Here is a 17,560-nt window from a genome sequence, read left to right on the forward strand (position 1 = left end):
GGATTATAAGGCGTGAAACCTGATTTCTTCTTTGCTTTTGCGTGCGCATTAGATACACTAGCGCCAATTTTTTTCGTATTTTTAAATTCTTGGAATTATAGGTAATTCAATGCGTACAAGTAAATATTTATTATCCACCTTAAAAGAAACCCCGGCAGAAGCGGCGATTGTTAGCCATCAACTCATGTTGCGTGCGGGCATGATTCGCCCTCTTGCTTCCGGCCTTTATAACTGGATGCCAACCGGTTGGCGCGTGCTACAAAAAGTGGAAAACATCATTCGCGAAGAAATGAATAAAAGTGGCGCCATTGAGATCAAAATGCCCGTCGTGCAACCGGCGGAATTGTGGCAAGAGTCCGGTCGTTGGGATCAGTATGGTCCGGAATTATTGCGTTTCACCGACCGTGGCGAACGGAGTTTTGTGATCGGCCCGACCAATGAAGAAGCGATTACCGATTTAATGCGTCGTGAAGTGACTTCTTACCGTCAACTTCCCCTCAATTTATACCATATTCAGACCAAGTTCCGTGACGAAGTGCGTCCACGTTTCGGTGTGATGCGTAGCCGCGAATTTATCATGAAAGATGCTTATTCTTTCCACATGGACAAAGAAAGTTTGCAGCAAACCTATGAGGTGATGTACCAAACTTATAGCAATATTTTCACCCGCTTAGGGTTGGATTTCCGTGCCGTGCAAGCGGATACCGGTTCTATCGGTGGTAGCGCGTCTCATGAGTTCCAAGTATTGGCAAACAGCGGCGAAGATGATGTTATTTTCTCCACCGAGTCCGATTATGCGGCCAACATTGAGCTGGCTGAAGCCGTGGCTGTCGGCGAGCGTGCCGCACCAACTAAAGCGATGGAATTGGTGGATACACCGAATGCGAAAACCATTGCGGAGCTTGTCGCGCAATTTAACCAACCGATTGAGAAAACCATTAAAACCTTGATTGTAAAAGGGGCTAGTGAAGAACAGCCGTTAGTGGCGTTAATCATTCGTGGCGATCACGAATTAAACGAAGTCAAAGCGGAGAAACTGGCAGAAGTGGCCTCCCCATTTGAATTTGCTGATGAAGCCGCCATTAAAGCCAAAATTGGCGCAGGTGTAGGTTCCCTTGGGCCGGTCAATTTAAACATTCCGGTGATCATTGACCGCAGCGTGGCGATCATGTCTGATTTCAGCGCCGGCGCCAACATTGACGGTAAACATTATTTCAACATTAACTGGGAACGCGATGTGGCGTTGCCGAAAGTGGCGGATATTCGTAACGTTGTTGAAGGCGATCCAAGCCCGGACGGCAAAGGCACGTTATTAATTAAACGTGGTATTGAAGTCGGCCATATCTTCCAATTAGGCGATAAATACTCCAAAGCCATGAATGCGACAGTACAAGGTGAAGATGGTCGTCCGATGGTTGTCACTATGGGCTGCTATGGTATTGGTGTGACGCGTGTTGTGGCAGCCGCGATTGAACAACATCATGATGAACGCGGTATTATTTGGCCGAGCGATGCGATGGCGCCATTTACGGTAGCGATTGTGCCGATGAATATGCACAAATCGGAAAGCGTGCAAGCATTCGCTGAGGATTTATACCGTACTTTATTGGCACAAGGTGTGGAAGTGATTTTTGATGACCGTAAAGAACGTCCGGGCGTGATGTTTGCGGATATGGAGCTTATCGGCGTGCCACACATGGTCGTCATCGGTGAGAAAAACTTAGCGAACGGCGAAATCGAATACAAAAATCGTCGTAGCGGTAAGAAACAAATGATTGCGAAAGCGCAATTATTAGACTTCTTAAAAAGCCAAATTAAGGCGTAACCATAAAATAAAGCGGCTATGATAAATAACCGCACTTTTTATTATTCACCGCACTTTTGTGATGAAAGTGAGGTGATTTTTTATGGCAAATTTCGTGAAGAATTATAAATAGAATTTTTCAACCACTTTCAAGTTGTCATCTAATTTATACACTAATGGCTGACCGGTTGGGATTTCTAAATCCATGATATCCGCATCGGAAATGCCTTCAATGTGTTTTGCCAGTGCGCGCAAAGAGTTACCGTGCGCCACCACTAAAACGCGTTTGCCGCTTAATAATGCCGGTGCGATTTGGTCTTCCCAGAACGGAAGTACGCGTTCTAGAGTCACTTTCAAGTTTTCACCATTCGGAATGACATCAGCCGGTAGGTTTGCGTAGCGACGGTCATTGTGGGCAGAATTCGGGTCTTTCGGATCTAATAATGGTGGCAATGTGTCGTAAGAACGGCGCCAAATGTGAACTTGCTCATCACCGTATTTTTCCGCAGTGGCTTTTTTGTCTAAACCTTGTAGCTCACCGTAGTGACGTTCGTTTAAACGCCAGTTTTTCACTTGTGGAATCCATAATTGGTGAGATTCTTCCAATACGATATTACAGGTTTTGATCGCACGAGTTAAAACAGACGTGAAAGCAATGTCGAATTCAAAATTGGCATCCAACAATTTTTTGCCTGCCGCTTTGGCTTCCTCTACGCCACGTTCGGTTAAATTCACATCACGCCAACCGGTAAATAAGTTTTTTGCATTCCATTCACTAAAACCGTGACGAATAAACACTAATTCCATGATAGATCTCCTAAGATTAATTAAAAAACTCCCTCAGTTATAGCAAAAAAAGCCTTTCTGATAAAGAAAAAATGCCTTTATTTTCTGCCATGTTGTTTGGGTTTGGCGAAGACCTTGATCGTCTTTGGGGGAATTTATGAAATAGATCAAAATGTTGTAATTAATCGGAAATAAACGTTTTACTTTCAGTATTTTTTAGATAGTCTAACAGGTATTTTTAATGTTTGATTTTCTAGAAGGAAGACATGATGACAACACTTTTCGAGATGGCACAAAATTGGTTAAACCAAGATCCGGACGCTGAAACGCACGCAGAATTAACCGCACTTTTAAGCGCGGCAAAAAGTGGCGATGCAAAAGCGGAAGCTGAACTGGCTGCCCGTTTTGACGGACGTTTACAATTCGGTACTGCCGGTTTACGCGGTCGCCTGCAAGCCGGTTCCATGGGGATGAATCGTGTGTTGGTGGCGCAAGCCGCCGGCGGGTTGGCTGAGTATTTAAAAGGGTATGATAATCAGCCTTCCATCGTGATTGGCTATGACGGCCGTAAAAACTCCGATGTATTTGCACGCGATACGGCTGAAATCATGGCTGGCGCCGGCATTAAAGCCTATTTATTACCACGCAAATTACCAACACCGGTGTTGGCTTATGCTATTCAATATTTTGATACCACTGCAGGCGTGATGGTGACGGCGAGCCACAATCCACCGGAAGATAACGGCTATAAAGTTTATTTAGGCAAAGCCAACGGTGGCGGACAAATTGTATCTCCGGCAGACAAAGACATTGCTGCATTAATTGATAAAGTTGCGGCAGGCAGTGTGAAAGATTTACCGCGCAGCCAAGATTACGTTGTGTTAGATGACACCGTGGTGGACGCTTATATTGCGAAAACAGCCGCACTTGCGAAAGAACCGCAAACCGACATTAACTACGTTTACACCGCCATGCACGGCGTGGGCTATGAAGTGTTGAGCAAAACGTTGACAAAAGCGGGCTTGCCACAACCGCACATCGTTGCTGAACAAGTCTGGCCGGACGGCACTTTCCCAACCGTGAACTTCCCTAACCCTGAAGAAAAAGGGGCGTTAGATTTAGCGATTCAAGTGGCAAAAGCAAACAATGCCGAATTTATTATTGCCAATGACCCGGATGCTGACCGTTTAGCGGTGGCAGTGCCGGATGCTGAAGCCAACTGGAAACCATTGCACGGCAACGTGGTGGGTTGCTTCTTAGGTTGGTATTTGGCGAAACAATATCAAGCACAAGGTAAAAAAGGCGTATTGGCTTGTTCCCTTGTGTCCTCGCCTGCCTTAGCAGAGATTGCCAAACGTTATGGCTTTGAATCCCAAGAAACCCTTACCGGCTTTAAATACATCGGTAAAGTTCAAGGTTTGTTGTTTGGTTTTGAAGAAGCGTTGGGCTACTTGGTGGATCCGGATAAAGTGCGCGATAAAGACGGCATTTCGGCTGCCATCGTGTTCTTGGATTTAGTGCGTAGTTTGAAAAAACAAGGCAAAACTTTGGCAGATTATGCAGAGGCGTTCACCAAAGAATTTGGCGCCTATGTGAGCGGACAAATTTCTATTCGTGTGAGTGATTTGTCAGAAATCGGCAAATTAATGACCGCACTTCGCAATAACCCGCCAAGCCAAATCGGTGGTTTCAATGTGGCACAATTTATTGACCACACCAAAACTGACCGCCAAAGCGATATTTTGGTCTTTGTTTTGGAAAACGGCAGCCGTCTTATTGCTCGTCCTTCCGGTACTGAACCGAAAATCAAGTTCTATCTTGATGCACGTGGTACCGATCCGAAAAATGCGGATCATGTGTTGGCGGAATTCGATGCTGCCGTTCGCGCGATTTTACGTCAAGAGGCGTATGGTAAGCAGGATTGCTAATTAAGCTCGACAGTTGAAATAAAAAACGGTAGGTCAATGTGCCTACCGTTTTTGTTGCCAATCCCGTGATTATTTTTGTGAATAACCTTCCATCAAGTGCTGCCAATGCTGCCCGTCAAATTGAATGTGCATACGTTCCACTTCTTTGTTAAAGGAACGCTGTAATCGTTGCAAATTGCCTTCCTTCCAAAAACTTCCCGATTTTTCACCGCACTTATCAAAATCAATGAGCCAAAATTTTGTCCCGCTTTCCAGAATCGTAGCGTGCAACTTGTTGCACGAAATCATGAATGCCTGAAAGAGTTAAATAACGTTCCGTGCGTAATTTGGTCGTGCATCAAGATGCACGCTACGCATGAAATCGTGAATTACGCATCGAGGCTAATTATTCGTGCAACAAGTTGCACGCTACGAGGGGTTAAATAATCGTCCTATATGTTGAATTTTGGTTGTCAGCCTTGTTCATTATATAGCGAGGATTTTTTTTTGTTCATTGCTTAAGCTATTTGTCTCCATACGCATAGTGTATGCCAGACTTTGCCTGGCTATAATAAAAAACGGTAGGTCAATGTGCCTACCGTTTTTGTTGCCAATCCCGTGATTATTTTTGTGAATAACCTTCCATCAAGTGCTGCCAATGCTGTCCGTCAAATTGAATGTGCATGCGCTCCACTTCTTTGTTAAAGGAACGTTGTAATCGTTGCAAATTGCCTTCTTTCCAAAAACTGCCCGATTTTTCACCGCACTTATCAAAATCAATAAGCCAAAATTTTGTGTCGCCTTCTCGTTGTTGGCATAAAATGTTGTGCGCGTTAAGATCGGTGTGACAAATTTGTAAATCGTGTAATTGACGGATCAATCCGCCGATTTGTCGCCATTGATCGGCGGTAAGCCGTTGTGTCTGCAAAAGTGCGGTCAGATCTTGGGCATTTTCGATTTTTTCGCTCAGCAAATCGGCTTGATAACAGACTCCCAAGTTGCCTTTGAGAACCCGAGCCCCAATGGGTTTGGGTACCGGTAGTCCCGCCTGATGTAATTGATTTAACAAGTTAAATTCAGCAATGCTGCGGGTGCTTTTTAGCTGCTGAAAACGGTAACGATCTTTGTTGAACTTGCCCCATAAGCCACCACGGTAATAATGACGCAGCGCGGTGTTTACACCGAAGCGATCTGCCGTGTGTAAAAACCATGTGGTGCCGCGCCCTTGCGCCGATCCTAAAATGCGGTTTTGTCGGCGCCAAAAATCGGCGTTAAAAAAGTCTTCCTGATGGGGTTCCGGGTGTTCAAAATTAAAGAGAAAAAAGTCGTTTTTAAGTTGATATTCAAGCATTTTGCGACCTTGAAAAGGAGATAGCGGATGGGCGCATTCTACTTTAAAATAACGCAATTCCCAAATTCAACATCAACGAGAGATCTATGCCGCTTTTCACCCAACCTCCGCAATCCCTTTGTATTTTACGTTTGTCCGCCATTGGCGATGTTTGTCATGCGTTGGCGGCGGTGCAACAGATTCAGCGTTATTGGCCAAGCACCCAAATAACATGGGTTATCGGCAAGACGGAAGCGCAGTTGTTTCGTCATGTGTCGGGAGTGGAGTTTGTGGTGTATGACAAAAAAAGCGGCTGGCGTGGGTTGTGTCAGTTGTGGCGACAGTTGAAAGATCGTCGGTTTGATGCGTTGTTAAATATGCAAACGGCATTTCGTGCGTCAATTTTATCCCTGGGGATTAAGGCGAAATATCGTATCGGTTTCGGTAAACAGCGGGCGCGCGAAGGGCAGTGGTTGTTTACCCATCGCAAGATTCAAGATCCGAGCAATCCTCATGTGTTAGACGGCTTTATGGCGTTTGTGAACTATTTGGGTGTGCCTTGCACGGAACCGCAATGGGATTTGCCGGTCGCGGAGGAGGATTTGATCACGGCGCGCCAATATATTGATCCCACCCGTAAGAATTTGCTGATTTCCCCTTGTTCCAGTAAGCCCGAAAAAGACTGGTTAGTGGAACGTTATGCGGAAGTCGCCAATATTGCCCACCAACAGAATGTCAACGTGATTTTGTGCAGTTCACCTGCGCCTCGTGAACTGGCGATGATTGAGCAAATTCAGGGCTTATGTCACTTTGCACCAACCAATGCTGCAGGCAAGTTAACGCTTCCACAGCTTGCGGCGTTAATCCGACTTGTGGATTTGGTGCTTTCACCGGATTCTGGCCCGGCACATATTGCAACGACGCAAGGCACGCCGGTTATCGGTTTATATGCTTATCACAACCCGTTGCGTACCGGTCCTTATCGCAATCTTGCCAATGTGGTGTCGGTGTATGAAAAAAATGTGCAAAAAGAATTTGGCAAACCGTCTGCGCAGTTGCCTTGGGCAACGAAATTAAAGGGAAAACATTTAATGGCACAAATTGAGGTGGCGCAGGTGGTGGAACAGATGAAAAAGTGCGGTGTGTTTTAAAAGAGAAAAACGCCTCAATATCTGACCGCACTTGCACTGTTGCCGTTATTTCATTTATGTCAATTTAATTGGAGTTTGCTATGGCCGTATCGCTATCTCGTTTATCCGAAATCATTCCGCCTAACGCCCCTTTTGCGCCCACTGAATTTAAGTTGGGATTGTATGTTATCGTGGACAGTTATGAATGGGTTGAACGGCTCATTCACGCCGGAGTGAAAACCTTGCAAATTCGCATTAAAGATCGCTCATCGGAACAAGCAGAAGAGGAAATCGCCCGCTGCATTGCCTTAGCCAAACAACATCAAGTGCGATTGTTTGTGGATGATTTTTGGCAGTTGGCAATTAAGTATCAGGCTTATGGCGTCCATCTTGGGCAAGAGGATTTACTTACCGCCGATTTAAACGCCATCCAACAAGCGGGGCTGCGTCTCGGTGTTTCCACCCACAACCAGGAAGAAGTCGATCTGGTGTTACCGTTGCGTCCTTCCTATATTGCCCTAGGACATATTTTCCCGACGCAAACCAAAGCGATGCCTTCATCGCCTCAAGGCATTGCCAATTTAGCGGCACAGGTGAAAAACGTAGGTAAGATACCGACCGTCGCCATCGGGGGTATTAATGCCTCACATTTCCCTGATATTTTAGCCACCGGAGTGGGCAGCATTGCTGTGATTTCTGCCGTCACCAAGGCACAAGACTGGCAAAGTGCGGTGAAAAACTTACTGCAATATTTTGCCGAATAACGGGCTATTTTCGTTCAAATTCATGGCGCACTATCTCGAAAAATTTATCTTAAAATTGAACCGCACTTAAGTTGACGGAAAACATAGAGCAAAATCAATTTGTCTGTAGTTTTTGCAAGACAAAAGAACAAAATAGCTTTATGATACCGACGTTTTTAGAGCAAACTAACCCGTTTTAATTAACTTAATGAGGAAAATAAAATGGCAAAAATTGTTAAAGTCATTGGTCGCGAAATTATCGACTCTCGTGGTAACCCAACAGTGGAAGCCGAAGTGCATTTAGAAGGCGGATTCGTCGGTCTTGCAGCGGCTCCATCAGGTGCATCTACCGGTTCTCGTGAAGCCTTAGAATTACGTGACGGCGACAAATCCCGTTTCTTAGGTAAAGGCGTATTGAAAGCGGTTGCCGCCGTAAACGGCCCGATTGCTGAAGCCATTCTTGGCAAAGATGCCTCTAACCAAGCTGAAATCGACCAAATCATGATCGATTTAGACGGCACGGAGAACAAATCTAACTTCGGTGCAAACGCCATCTTAGCGGTATCCTTAGCAAACGCAAAAGCAGCCGCAGCGTCTAAAGGTTTACCACTTTACGCTTACATCGCAGAACTTAACGGTACGCCAGGCGTTTACTCTATGCCATTACCAATGATGAACATCATCAACGGTGGTGAACACGCCGACAACAACGTTGATATCCAAGAATTCATGATCCAACCGGTTGGCGCAAAAACCTTACGTGAAGCCCTTCGTATCGGTGCAGAAGTGTTCCACAACCTTGCGAAAGTATTAAAATCTAAAGGCATGAGCACAGCGGTTGGTGATGAAGGTGGTTTCGCACCAAACCTAGCCTCTAATGCTGACGCGTTAGCCTGTATCAAAGAAGCGGTAGAAAAAGCAGGTTATGTATTAGGTAAAGATGTGACTTTAGCCATGGACTGTGCCTCTTCTGAGTTCTATAACAAAGAAACCGGTAAATATGAGTTAAAAGGTGAAGGCCGTTCATTCACATCTCAAGAATTCACACACTATCTTGAAGAATTAACCAAACAATACCCAATCGTGTCTATCGAAGACGGTCAAGATGAATCTGACTGGGAAGGCTTCGCATACCAAACCAAAGTGTTAGGCGACCGCGTTCAATTAGTGGGTGACGACTTATTCGTAACCAACACCAAAATCTTAAAAGAAGGTATCGAAAAAGGTATCGCGAACTCCATCTTAATCAAATTCAACCAAATCGGTTCTTTAACCGAAACCTTGGCTGCGATTAAAATGGCAAAAGATGCAGGTTACACAGCGGTTATTTCTCACCGTTCCGGTGAAACCGAGGATGCGACTATTGCTGACTTAGCAGTGGGTACCGCAGCAGGTCAAATCAAAACTGGTTCTATGAGCCGTTCTGACCGTATTGCGAAATACAACCAATTAATCCGTATTGAAGAAGCATTAGAACGCGCGGGTACACCAGCGCCGTTCTTAGGTTTAAAAGCGGTTAAAGGTCAAGCGTAATGGCATAGATGCGGAGAAAATAGGTGTTAAAAGCCACCGCACTTTCGTGTTTCAGGCTGAGTTCAATTGAGGTTGAACTCAGTTTTTTTATGCCACTAAAAAAGGATAAGCCTATCGACTTATCCTTTCTTTATTTTGATTAGCACATTGACCGAGGTAAATCGGTCAATGAGAAAAGTGCATATTACGCGAAACGTCTCACTTCGCCGTTGCCTGCAACGTTTTCTACGCAACGTGGGCAAAGGGTCGGATGTTCTGGATTCACGCCGATTTTATCGGAATAATGCCAGCAGCGTGGACATTTTTCACCGTGAGAACGGGCAACGCTTACGGAAACCCCCTCTAACTCTCCAGCCGCCACATCTGCCGGTTTGTCTGCTAATGCTTTCACTTCCGCTTTTGAGGTAATTAACACAAAGCGTAATTCATCACCTAATTGTTCCAACAAGGCACGATATTCATCGTTAGCATAAACCGTCACTTCTGCTTCTAAACCACCACCGATCACTTTGTCGTTACGGGCGATTTCTAACACGCGGTTCACTTCAGAACGTACTTTGATCAGTTGTTGCCAGTAAGCATCATCTAATTTTTCGTTCTCACCTAAGCCGAATAAGCCTTCGTAGAATTCTTCCGTGAAGACGAATTCTGCACATGCCGTCGCCGTTTGCGGCAAGTAGCCCCACACTTCATCCGCGGTAAAGGAAAGGATTGGTGCCATCCAGCGTACCAACGCTTCTGCAATATGCCATAAGGCGGTTTGGCAACTACGGCGCGCAAGGCTGTCCGCTTTGGTGGTGTATTGACGGTCTTTAATAATATCAAGGTAGAACGAGCCCATTTCCACAGAACAGAAACGCATTAAACGTTGTACCACTGTGTGGAATTGATAGTTATCGTACGCCTCTTTGATTTCATTTTGCGCATCTAACGCACAAGCGACTGCCCAACGATCCAAGCTCATCATGTCTTCCGGTTTCACTGCATCACGTTGCGGATCAAAACCGTTTAAGTTCGCTAATAAGAAACGTGCCGTGTTACGAATACGGCGATAGCTGTCTGCTGCGCGTTTTAAAATTTCATCGGAAACAGTCATTTCACCGGTATAGTCGGTAGAGGCCACCCATAAACGTAAAATGTCGCCACCGAATTTATCCATCACTTCTTGTGGTGTCACGATGTTACCGATAGATTTTGACATCTTACGGCCTTGACCATCCACGGTGAAACCATGGGTTAATACTTGTTTGTATGGTGCTTTGTTATCCGTCGCAGTAGAAAGCATTAAAGAAGACATAAACCAACCACGGTGTTGGTCGGAACCTTCTAAATACATATCAATATCTTGACCGTTAAATTCCGGACGATTCGCCACCACAGAAGAATAGGTTGATCCTGAGTCAAACCATACGTCAAGGGTGTCAGGCACTTTGCGATAGGTTTCTGCGTCTGCACCTAATAATTCTTTTTCATCTAAATCCCACCATGCTTGAATACCTGCTTTTTCTACACGCTTAGCCACTTCTTCAAGTAACTCTAAAGTACGTGGATGAAGCTCTTCGGTTTCTTTGTGCACGAATAAGGTCATTGGTACGCCCCAAGTACGTTGACGAGAAATACACCAGTCTGGGCGGTTTTCCACCATTTTTTCGATACGTGCTTGACCCCAATCAGGAATCCAACGTACACCTTTGATTTCGCCTAATGCTTGTTGGCGTAAACCTTGTGTTTCCATACCGATAAACCATTGTGGGGTTGCACGGAAAATAATCGGGGTTTTGTGACGCCAGCAGTGTGGGTAGCTGTGTTTAATTTTCTCCACTTTTAATAAGTTGCCCACTTCTTGTAATTTTTCAACAACCAATGGATTGGCTTCAAATACACCTTTGCCTGCAAAGAATTCAGTCGTTGAAATAAATTTACCGTCATTAGATACAAGACCCGCCATTGGTAAATTATATTTTTGTCCAACAATAAAGTCGTCTAAACCGTGGTCTGGCGCGGTATGAACTAAACCTGTACCGCCATCAGTAGTCACGTGTTCACCTAAAATTACTGGTACAGTGAAATCATAGAACGGATGGTTAAAGCGTACTAACTCAAGTGCTTGACCTTTTACTGAACCTAACACTTCAACCTGTTCTACACCCACCGCTTTCGCCACGGATTCCACTAATTCAGCGGCTAAGATCACACGCTCATCGCCTAACTGAACAAGGTTGTATTCTAAGTCTGCATTTACCGCAATCGCACGGTTAGATGGCATTGTCCAAGGCGTTGTTGTCCAAATCACCGCAGAAAGTTTGCCGTGACCTTTTCCTACTGCATTAAATTTCTCCTCAATTTCCACCGCACTTACCGCCGGGAAACGCACATAGATAGACGGAGAAACTTTGTCTTCGTATTCCACTTCTGCTTCAGCCAAAGAAGAGCCGCAATCCAAACACCAGTGCACCGGTTTTGAACCTTTGTATAAGTGGCCGTTAGCAATCACTTTACCAAGGGTACGGATAATGTTTGCTTCGGTGTCGAAGTTCATCGTTAAATAAGGATTATCCCAATCACCTAACACGCCTAAACGGATAAAATCTTTTTTCTGACCTTCAACTTGTTCCGCTGCATATTCGCGGCATTTCGCCCGGAATTCGGCCGCAGAAATTTTCTCATTTGGTTTGCCCACTAAGCTTTCTACTTTCAATTCAATCGGCAAGCCGTGGCAGTCCCAACCCGGAATATAAGGCGAGTCAAAACCTAATGCGGTTTTGGATTTCACGATGATATCTTTCAGAATTTTATTTACCGCATGGCCGATATGAATATTGCCGTTCGCATACGGCGGGCCATCATGCAAAATAAAGGATTTTTTGCCTTTTGAAGCTTCACGAATTTTTTGGTAAAGATTTTTTTCATACCAATTTTTTAACATCACAGGCTCGCGTTTGGCTAAATCACCACGCATCGGAAAGCCCGTTTCAGGAAGGTTAAGGGTATTTTTATAATCAGTCATTTTATATTCCAGTGTTATGTAAAAATTAAAATTTGCGTTCTATAAAGTGCGGTCAGTTTTGAAAACGTTTTTCGCTGTTTCTACATCCTGCGCAATTTGTGCTTTTAAATCGTCAAAAGAGGGAAATTTCATTTCATTGCGGATTTTATGACAGAGTTCGACATCCAACCATTGTCCATAAAGATCGCCTTGAAAATCAAATAAATGTGCTTCTAATAATTGATTCACGCCATTGACGGTCGGGCGGGTGCCGATATTGGCGACTCCATTAAAAAACGCGCCGGATTTTAACCGCACTTTAACTGCGTAAACCCCTTTGACCGGATTCACCTGACGATGCAAGCGAATATTCGCAGTCGGAAACCCGATAGTGCGACCAAGCTGATTGCCGTGAATCACGCGCCCTAAAATACGATAAGGACGCCCAAGTAATTTTTCCGATAACGTCAAATCATCTTTGGCTAATGCTTCGCGAATCGCTGTACTGCTGATGCGTAAGGCATCTAAACAAAAGCTACGGTTATCTTCGACGGTAAAACCAAACTTTTCACCGGCGTGTTGCAACAGCGCAAAATTACCTTGGCGCTTGGCACCAAATTTAAAATCATCGCCAATGCTTAAAAATTTCACATTTAATTTACGCACCAACCAATCTTCAATAAATTGCTGCGCAGGCAAATTGGCAAAAATGCGGTCGAATTTTGCGATGATAACCACATCCACACCGGCTTGTTTAAGATAATACAATTTATCGCGCAAGCGCATCAGGCGAGCAGGGGCTTTGTCACCCAGAAAAAATTCTCGCGGTTGTGGTTCGAATAACATCACCGCCATGGGCAAATTCAGTTCGTCGGCTTTTTGGCGTAAATGGCGCAAAATCGCTTGATGGCCTAAATGTACCCCGTCAAAATTGCCGATAGTCAAAACACAACTCGACAAACATTGCGATACCTTAGAGAGCCCACGAATTAATTGCATGATATTGCCTATAAAAAATTAAGATCAATTTTTTCATTATAACGACAAATGCCCACTTCGGAAAGCAAATCATAGACGGCTACATTGAACCCTAAAAAGGAGCTTGTTATTGAGCAATAGGCTAAATTTGATTACAATTCATTAATTTTTTTATATCAGGAGGACGGGATGTATTTTGACCAAATTAAAGCTGAATTAGATGAGGCGGCAACCGTATTAAACGCGTTTTTATCAGATGAAAAAAATATTCAGGCGGTGCAACAGGCGGCATTGTTAATTGCCGATCAGTTTAAACAGGGCGGAAAGGTGCTTTCTTGTGGTAACGGTGGTTCTCATTGTGACGCCATGCATTTTGCCGAAGAACTCACCGGACGTTACCGCGCAAATCGCCCAGGGTATCCTGCCATTGCCATTTCGGATGTCAGCCACTTAAGTTGTGTAGGTAACGATTTTGGTTATGAATATGTGTTTTCCCGTTATATTGAGGCAGTCGGTCAACAAGGCGATGTGTTATTTGCACTTTCAACTTCAGGCAATTCCGTGAATATTTTAAATGCCATTCAGGTTGCCAAAGAAAAAGGCATGAAGGTGATTGTGCTAACCGGCAAAGATGGCGGAAAAATGGCGGGCTTAGCCGATGTGGAAGTTCGCGTGCCACATTTTGGTTATGCTGATCGGATTCAAGAAGTGCATATTAAAGTGATTCATATTTTGATTATGTTGATTGAATTTGAAATGAAAAAATAGATGTCATTGAAATTATCTGCGTAACTCAAGGAGTAAGACTTCATTTATTCAGACGTAGATATTTATGAATCAGACTTAAAAAAAGAAGATGGTCTTCAAACCATCTTCTTTTTTATTAGGCACAATTCGTGTGCGTTATTGCGCTTTTACCGCAGCGATTGCCACCATATTAATAATACGGCGAACGGACGCGACTGAGGTTAAAATATGCGCTGATTTTTTTAAACCCATTAAGATAGGGCCAACGGTTGTCGGTGTTGCCGTGCCTTGTAATAGATTTAAGCTGATACGTGCGGCTTCCATATTTGGCATTACCAACACGTTTGCCGCACCTTTGAGTGGGCTGTCCGGCATCACGTCATCACGGAGCTGTTGTGATAAGGCAACATCACAGTGCATTTCGCCGTCAATAGTGAGTTCCGGTGCGCGTTCTTTCACTAAATGTAAAACGTTACGCATTTTGACCGCACTTGGGGTGTTGTTGCTGCCGTAATTAGAATGTGAAATTAAGGCAATCTGTGGCTCAATACCAAATAGACTGACTTCTTTCGCTGTCATGAGCGTAATTTCTGCCAATTCTTCCGCTGTCGGATCGTTGTTCACGAAGGTATCGGCAAGGAATAAGTTGCCTGCCGGTAGCACTAAGCCGTTAACGGTCGCCGCCGTATGTACCCCTTCTTGCAAACCAATGACGTTTTTGAGGGTTTTTAAATGGTCGGCATAATGTCCTACTAAACCACACAACATGGCGTCGGCATGACCTAAATGTAACAACACGGCACCGATAGCCGTTGGGTTGTTAAACATTTCCCGTTTAGCAATATCCGGTGTGACGCCTGCACGTTTGAGCATGTCATAGTAAGTTTTGCAACATTCTTGATAACGTGCGTCATTTTCGATGTTAATTAACTCAAAATCACGTCCCGCCTGAATATGTAACCCGAGTTTTTTAATGCGTTGTTCAATGACGCTTGGGCGACCGAGTAAAATCGGATAAGCGATGCCTAAGGTCGAGATTTCTTGCACAGCATGTAAAATTCGGGTTTCTTCACCGTCGGTTAATAACACACGTTTCTTGTCTTGTTTCGCTTGCGCAAACACCGGTTTCATAAACAAGTTGGTTTTATAAACGAACTGGGTGAGTTGTTCGATGTATGCATCAAAATCTTTAATTGGACGAGTCGCAACACCAGAATCCATCGCGGCTTTTGCCACGGCTGGGGCGATACGCACGATTAAACGCGGATCAAAGGGTTTTGGAATAATGTATTCCGGGCCAAACGTGAGTTCGGTATCACCATAAGCGGATGTCACCACATCGCTTTGTTCGGCTAATGCCAAGTCAGCAATGGCGCGCACTGCGGCAAGCTTCATTTCTTCGTTAATGGTGGTAGCGCTGACGTCTAATGCTCCGCGGAAAATGAACGGGAAGCAAAGTACGTTGTTGACTTGGTTCGGGTAATCGGAACGACCGGTGCACACAATGGCATCCGGACGGACTGCTTTTGCCAATGGCGGTAAAATTTCCGGTTCTGGGTTGGCGAGTGCCAAAATTAACGGATGTGCTGCCATGGTTTTAACCATGTCTTGCGTTAACGTGCCGGCAGCAGAACAACCTAAGAAAATATCCGCATTTGGAATGACTTCGGCTAACGTACGCTTGCCGTTATCGTCAATCGCATACAGTTTCTTGGTTTCATCCATGCGATCATCACGGTTTTTATAGATCACGCCTTTGGAGTCGCATACGATGATATTTTCCCGCTTCATGCCGAGAGAAACTAATAAGTTCAAGCACGCAATCGATGCCGCACCGGCACCGGAAGCAACGAGTTTCACGTTTTCAATTTTTTTATCAACAATGCGTAAGCCGTTGAGCACTGCGGCGGCTGAAATGATTGCTGTGCCGTGTTGGTCATCGTGGAAGACCGGGATTTTCATTCTTTCGCGCAATTTGCGTTCAATGTAAAAACATTCCGGTGCTTTAATGTCTTCCAAGTTAATGCCGCCGAAGGTGGGTTCAAGGGACGCAATAATATCAATGAGCTTATCTGGGTCGTGTTCATTCACTTCAATGTCGAAGACGTTGACGCCAGCGAATTTTTTAAACAATACGCCTTTCCCTTCCATCACCGGTTTACCTGCTAAAGCTCCGATATTGCCTAAACCAAGCACGGCGGTACCGTTTGAAATCACCGCCACTAAGTTGCCACGAGAAGTATATTTATAAGAATCTGCCGGATCTGCCTGAATAGCCAAACAAGGTGCCGCCACCCCCGGAGAATACGCAAGCGCTAAGTCGCGTTGAGTCGCAAGCGATTTGGTGGGCGTCACTTCAATTTTTCCCGGAATCGGGAATTCGTGAAAATCTAATGCCGCTTTTTTAAGTTGTTCATCCATAAAAATATCCTCTTTTGAATAAATGCGTTGGAGCAAGTTCGTTTTATTATAATGAAAATGGAAGAGAATTCTGTGACATTTCACACATTATTAACAATTTTTTACTTGGAATAAGCGCATGACATATTCTTGGGGGAAAATAAAAGGTTAAGTTCAGAGAACAAACAGAGCTTTGAGGAAACCTCGTAATAAGTGCTCAGACAATGGACTATAGAAAGCGTCATGTTGATGGCGCCCTCAAAAGGTATTATAACGAACTGCCCTCTCATGTCTTGAACAGGCTATTGCATGATAGGTATTTTTATATTATCGCAAAAGTAGAAAGAGGTGAGAAAATGACCGCACTTTGAGTGCGGTGCTTATAAAAGGGAGTGCAATAAGGGGGACATTCTAAAAGCTGTTCCAAAGTTGATTATTTATTAATCAAGCTCAAAAATTCTTTTCGGGTTTCACGATCTTCTAAGAACACGCCACCGAAAGCCGATGTCACCGTATAGCTATTAGCATCTTTAATGCCGCGACATTTCACACAAAAATGCGTTGCCTTGACATAGACAGCGACATCTTCCGTTTCTAAGATCGTTTGAAATGCCAATAAAATTTGCTCCGTTAAGCGTTCCTGTACTTGCGGACGTTGAGCAAAAAATGCCACGACACGATTAATTTTTGATAACCCGATGACCCATTTTTTCGGGTAATACGCCACGGACACCATGCCATCGATGGTCACGAAATGATGCTCACAGGTACTGGTTAACGTCACATCATTGACTAACACCATTTCGCTGACTTTCATACGATTGGCGATATTGGTGATTTTCGGAAAGTTGGCATAATCCAAACCACTGAAAATTTCATCAACGAACATTTTGGCAAGGCGGGCAGGGGTTTCTTCGATGCTGTCGTCACGTAAATCCAAACCGATTAAACGCAACACTTCACGCATATGTTGTTCAATGTGTGTGCGACGTTCATCTTTGCTTTCGTCCAACACAATCATGGGGGTTTCGATTCCTTTCTGACGCAGCGCCTCACGCACTTTCGCTGCTTCAGGTGAAATGTGATTCATTTACTACTCTCAATTAAGGCCGGTCAAAATAATGCGGCATTCTAACAAACTCTCCGATAATAATAAAATGAGAATAATTTTAGCTGAGGATGAAAATCTCTCTCGGTGAGTGGCTGTTTGACTGAG

General features: G+C 44.4%; 12 protein-coding genes and 1 pseudogene. 6 read left to right on the plus strand and 7 right to left on the minus strand.

The window, feature by feature from the left end; translation table 11 throughout:
* Nucleotides 1–109 precede the first annotated feature (109 nt).
* Nucleotides 110–1,825 (plus strand): proline--tRNA ligase, encoded by a 1,716-nt coding sequence (gene proS, locus AC30SF_RS01380; RefSeq protein ID WP_489607320.1) that lies wholly within the window; start codon nucleotides 110–112, stop codon nucleotides 1,823–1,825.
* Between the two features lie 102 nt (nucleotides 1,826–1,927).
* On the opposite strand, the gene AC30SF_RS01385 is transcribed toward proS, so the two are convergent.
* Nucleotides 1,928–2,611: a 2,3-diphosphoglycerate-dependent phosphoglycerate mutase gene (locus AC30SF_RS01385; RefSeq protein ID WP_021616275.1), complete on the minus strand. Its 684-nt coding sequence runs from the start codon at nucleotides 2,609–2,611 to the stop codon at nucleotides 1,928–1,930.
* A 248-nt stretch (nucleotides 2,612–2,859) separates the two neighbouring features.
* Here AC30SF_RS01385 and AC30SF_RS01390 point away from each other — a divergent pair, with 248 nt between their 5' ends.
* Nucleotides 2,860–4,518: a phospho-sugar mutase gene (locus AC30SF_RS01390; protein ID WP_489607321.1), complete on the plus strand. Its 1,659-nt coding sequence runs from the start codon at nucleotides 2,860–2,862 to the stop codon at nucleotides 4,516–4,518.
* A gap of 69 nt (nucleotides 4,519–4,587) precedes the next feature.
* Here the strand turns inward: AC30SF_RS01390 and AC30SF_RS01395 are convergent.
* Nucleotides 4,588–4,764: pseudogene (locus AC30SF_RS01395) on the minus strand (lipopolysaccharide kinase InaA family protein); the annotation flags it as partial.
* A gap of 355 nt (nucleotides 4,765–5,119) precedes the next feature.
* Complete coding sequence (locus tag AC30SF_RS01400) at nucleotides 5,120–5,848, minus strand: 3-deoxy-D-manno-octulosonic acid kinase (protein ID WP_489607322.1); 729 nt, start codon at nucleotides 5,846–5,848, stop codon at nucleotides 5,120–5,122.
* An 86-nt stretch (nucleotides 5,849–5,934) separates the two neighbouring features.
* Between AC30SF_RS01400 and AC30SF_RS01405 the strand changes: the two genes are divergently transcribed.
* From AC30SF_RS01405 to eno, 3 genes are all read left to right on the plus strand, one after another.
* Nucleotides 5,935–6,978, plus strand: coding sequence for a glycosyltransferase family 9 protein (locus tag AC30SF_RS01405; RefSeq protein ID WP_489607323.1), 1,044 nt, complete (start codon nucleotides 5,935–5,937; stop codon nucleotides 6,976–6,978).
* Nucleotides 6,979–7,058: 80 nt separating this feature from the next.
* Nucleotides 7,059–7,721 (plus strand): thiamine phosphate synthase, encoded by a 663-nt coding sequence (gene thiE, locus AC30SF_RS01410; RefSeq protein WP_489607324.1) that lies wholly within the window; start codon nucleotides 7,059–7,061, stop codon nucleotides 7,719–7,721.
* A gap of 201 nt (nucleotides 7,722–7,922) precedes the next feature.
* The gene (gene eno / locus AC30SF_RS01415; RefSeq protein WP_489607325.1) at nucleotides 7,923–9,233 is read left to right on the plus strand and encodes a phosphopyruvate hydratase; all 1,311 of its coding nucleotides are present in this window, start codon (nucleotides 7,923–7,925) and stop codon (nucleotides 9,231–9,233) included.
* A 184-nt stretch (nucleotides 9,234–9,417) separates the two neighbouring features.
* Here eno and ileS read toward each other — a convergent pair whose 3' ends face one another.
* Together ileS and ribF are read right to left on the minus strand one after the other, a co-directional pair.
* Nucleotides 9,418–12,240: an isoleucine--tRNA ligase gene (ileS, locus tag AC30SF_RS01420; RefSeq protein ID WP_489607326.1), complete on the minus strand. Its 2,823-nt coding sequence runs from the start codon at nucleotides 12,238–12,240 to the stop codon at nucleotides 9,418–9,420.
* Between the two features lie 39 nt (nucleotides 12,241–12,279).
* Complete coding sequence (gene ribF / locus AC30SF_RS01425) at nucleotides 12,280–13,218, minus strand: bifunctional riboflavin kinase/FAD synthetase (RefSeq protein ID WP_489607327.1); 939 nt, start codon at nucleotides 13,216–13,218, stop codon at nucleotides 12,280–12,282.
* A 168-nt stretch (nucleotides 13,219–13,386) separates the two neighbouring features.
* On the opposite strand from ribF, the gene lpcA reads away from it, so the two are divergent.
* On the plus strand, nucleotides 13,387–13,965 hold the full coding sequence (gene lpcA, locus AC30SF_RS01430; protein WP_314401573.1) for a D-sedoheptulose 7-phosphate isomerase: 579 nt from the start codon (nucleotides 13,387–13,389) through the stop codon (nucleotides 13,963–13,965).
* A 135-nt stretch (nucleotides 13,966–14,100) separates the two neighbouring features.
* Here lpcA and AC30SF_RS01435 read toward each other — a convergent pair whose 3' ends face one another.
* Nucleotides 14,101–16,365 (minus strand): NADP-dependent malic enzyme, encoded by a 2,265-nt coding sequence (locus AC30SF_RS01435; protein ID WP_489607328.1) that lies wholly within the window; start codon nucleotides 16,363–16,365, stop codon nucleotides 14,101–14,103.
* A gap of 412 nt (nucleotides 16,366–16,777) precedes the next feature.
* A complete protein-coding gene (folE, locus tag AC30SF_RS01440; RefSeq protein ID WP_021616663.1) occupies nucleotides 16,778–17,434 on the minus strand; it encodes a GTP cyclohydrolase I FolE in 657 nt (218 codons plus the stop codon).
* Nucleotides 17,435–17,560 lie beyond the last annotated feature (126 nt).

The sequence above is a fragment of the Aggregatibacter valvarum genome (assembly GCF_980468985.1).

Bases quoted from the DNA above. Each gene is read 5' to 3' on its own strand.
- proS (WP_489607320.1), top strand. From the start codon at position 110: ATGCGTACAAGTAAATATTTATTATCCACCTTAAAAGAAACCCCGGCA.
- AC30SF_RS01385 (WP_021616275.1), bottom strand. From the start codon at position 2,611: ATGGAATTAGTGTTTATTCGTCACGGTTTTAGTGAATGGAATGCAAAA.
- AC30SF_RS01390 (WP_489607321.1), top strand. From the start codon at position 2,860: ATGACAACACTTTTCGAGATGGCACAAAATTGGTTAAACCAAGATCCG.
- AC30SF_RS01400 (WP_489607322.1), bottom strand. From the start codon at position 5,848: ATGCTTGAATATCAACTTAAAAACGACTTTTTTCTCTTTAATTTTGAA.
- AC30SF_RS01405 (WP_489607323.1), top strand. From the start codon at position 5,935: ATGCCGCTTTTCACCCAACCTCCGCAATCCCTTTGTATTTTACGTTTG.
- thiE (WP_489607324.1), top strand. From the start codon at position 7,059: ATGGCCGTATCGCTATCTCGTTTATCCGAAATCATTCCGCCTAACGCC.
- eno (WP_489607325.1), top strand. From the start codon at position 7,923: ATGGCAAAAATTGTTAAAGTCATTGGTCGCGAAATTATCGACTCTCGT.
- ileS (WP_489607326.1), bottom strand. From the start codon at position 12,240: ATGACTGATTATAAAAATACCCTTAACCTTCCTGAAACGGGCTTTCCG.
- ribF (WP_489607327.1), bottom strand. From the start codon at position 13,218: ATGCAATTAATTCGTGGGCTCTCTAAGGTATCGCAATGTTTGTCGAGT.
- lpcA (WP_314401573.1), top strand. From the start codon at position 13,387: ATGTATTTTGACCAAATTAAAGCTGAATTAGATGAGGCGGCAACCGTA.
- AC30SF_RS01435 (WP_489607328.1), bottom strand. From the start codon at position 16,365: ATGGATGAACAACTTAAAAAAGCGGCATTAGATTTTCACGAATTCCCG.
- folE (WP_021616663.1), bottom strand. From the start codon at position 17,434: ATGAATCACATTTCACCTGAAGCAGCGAAAGTGCGTGAGGCGCTGCGT.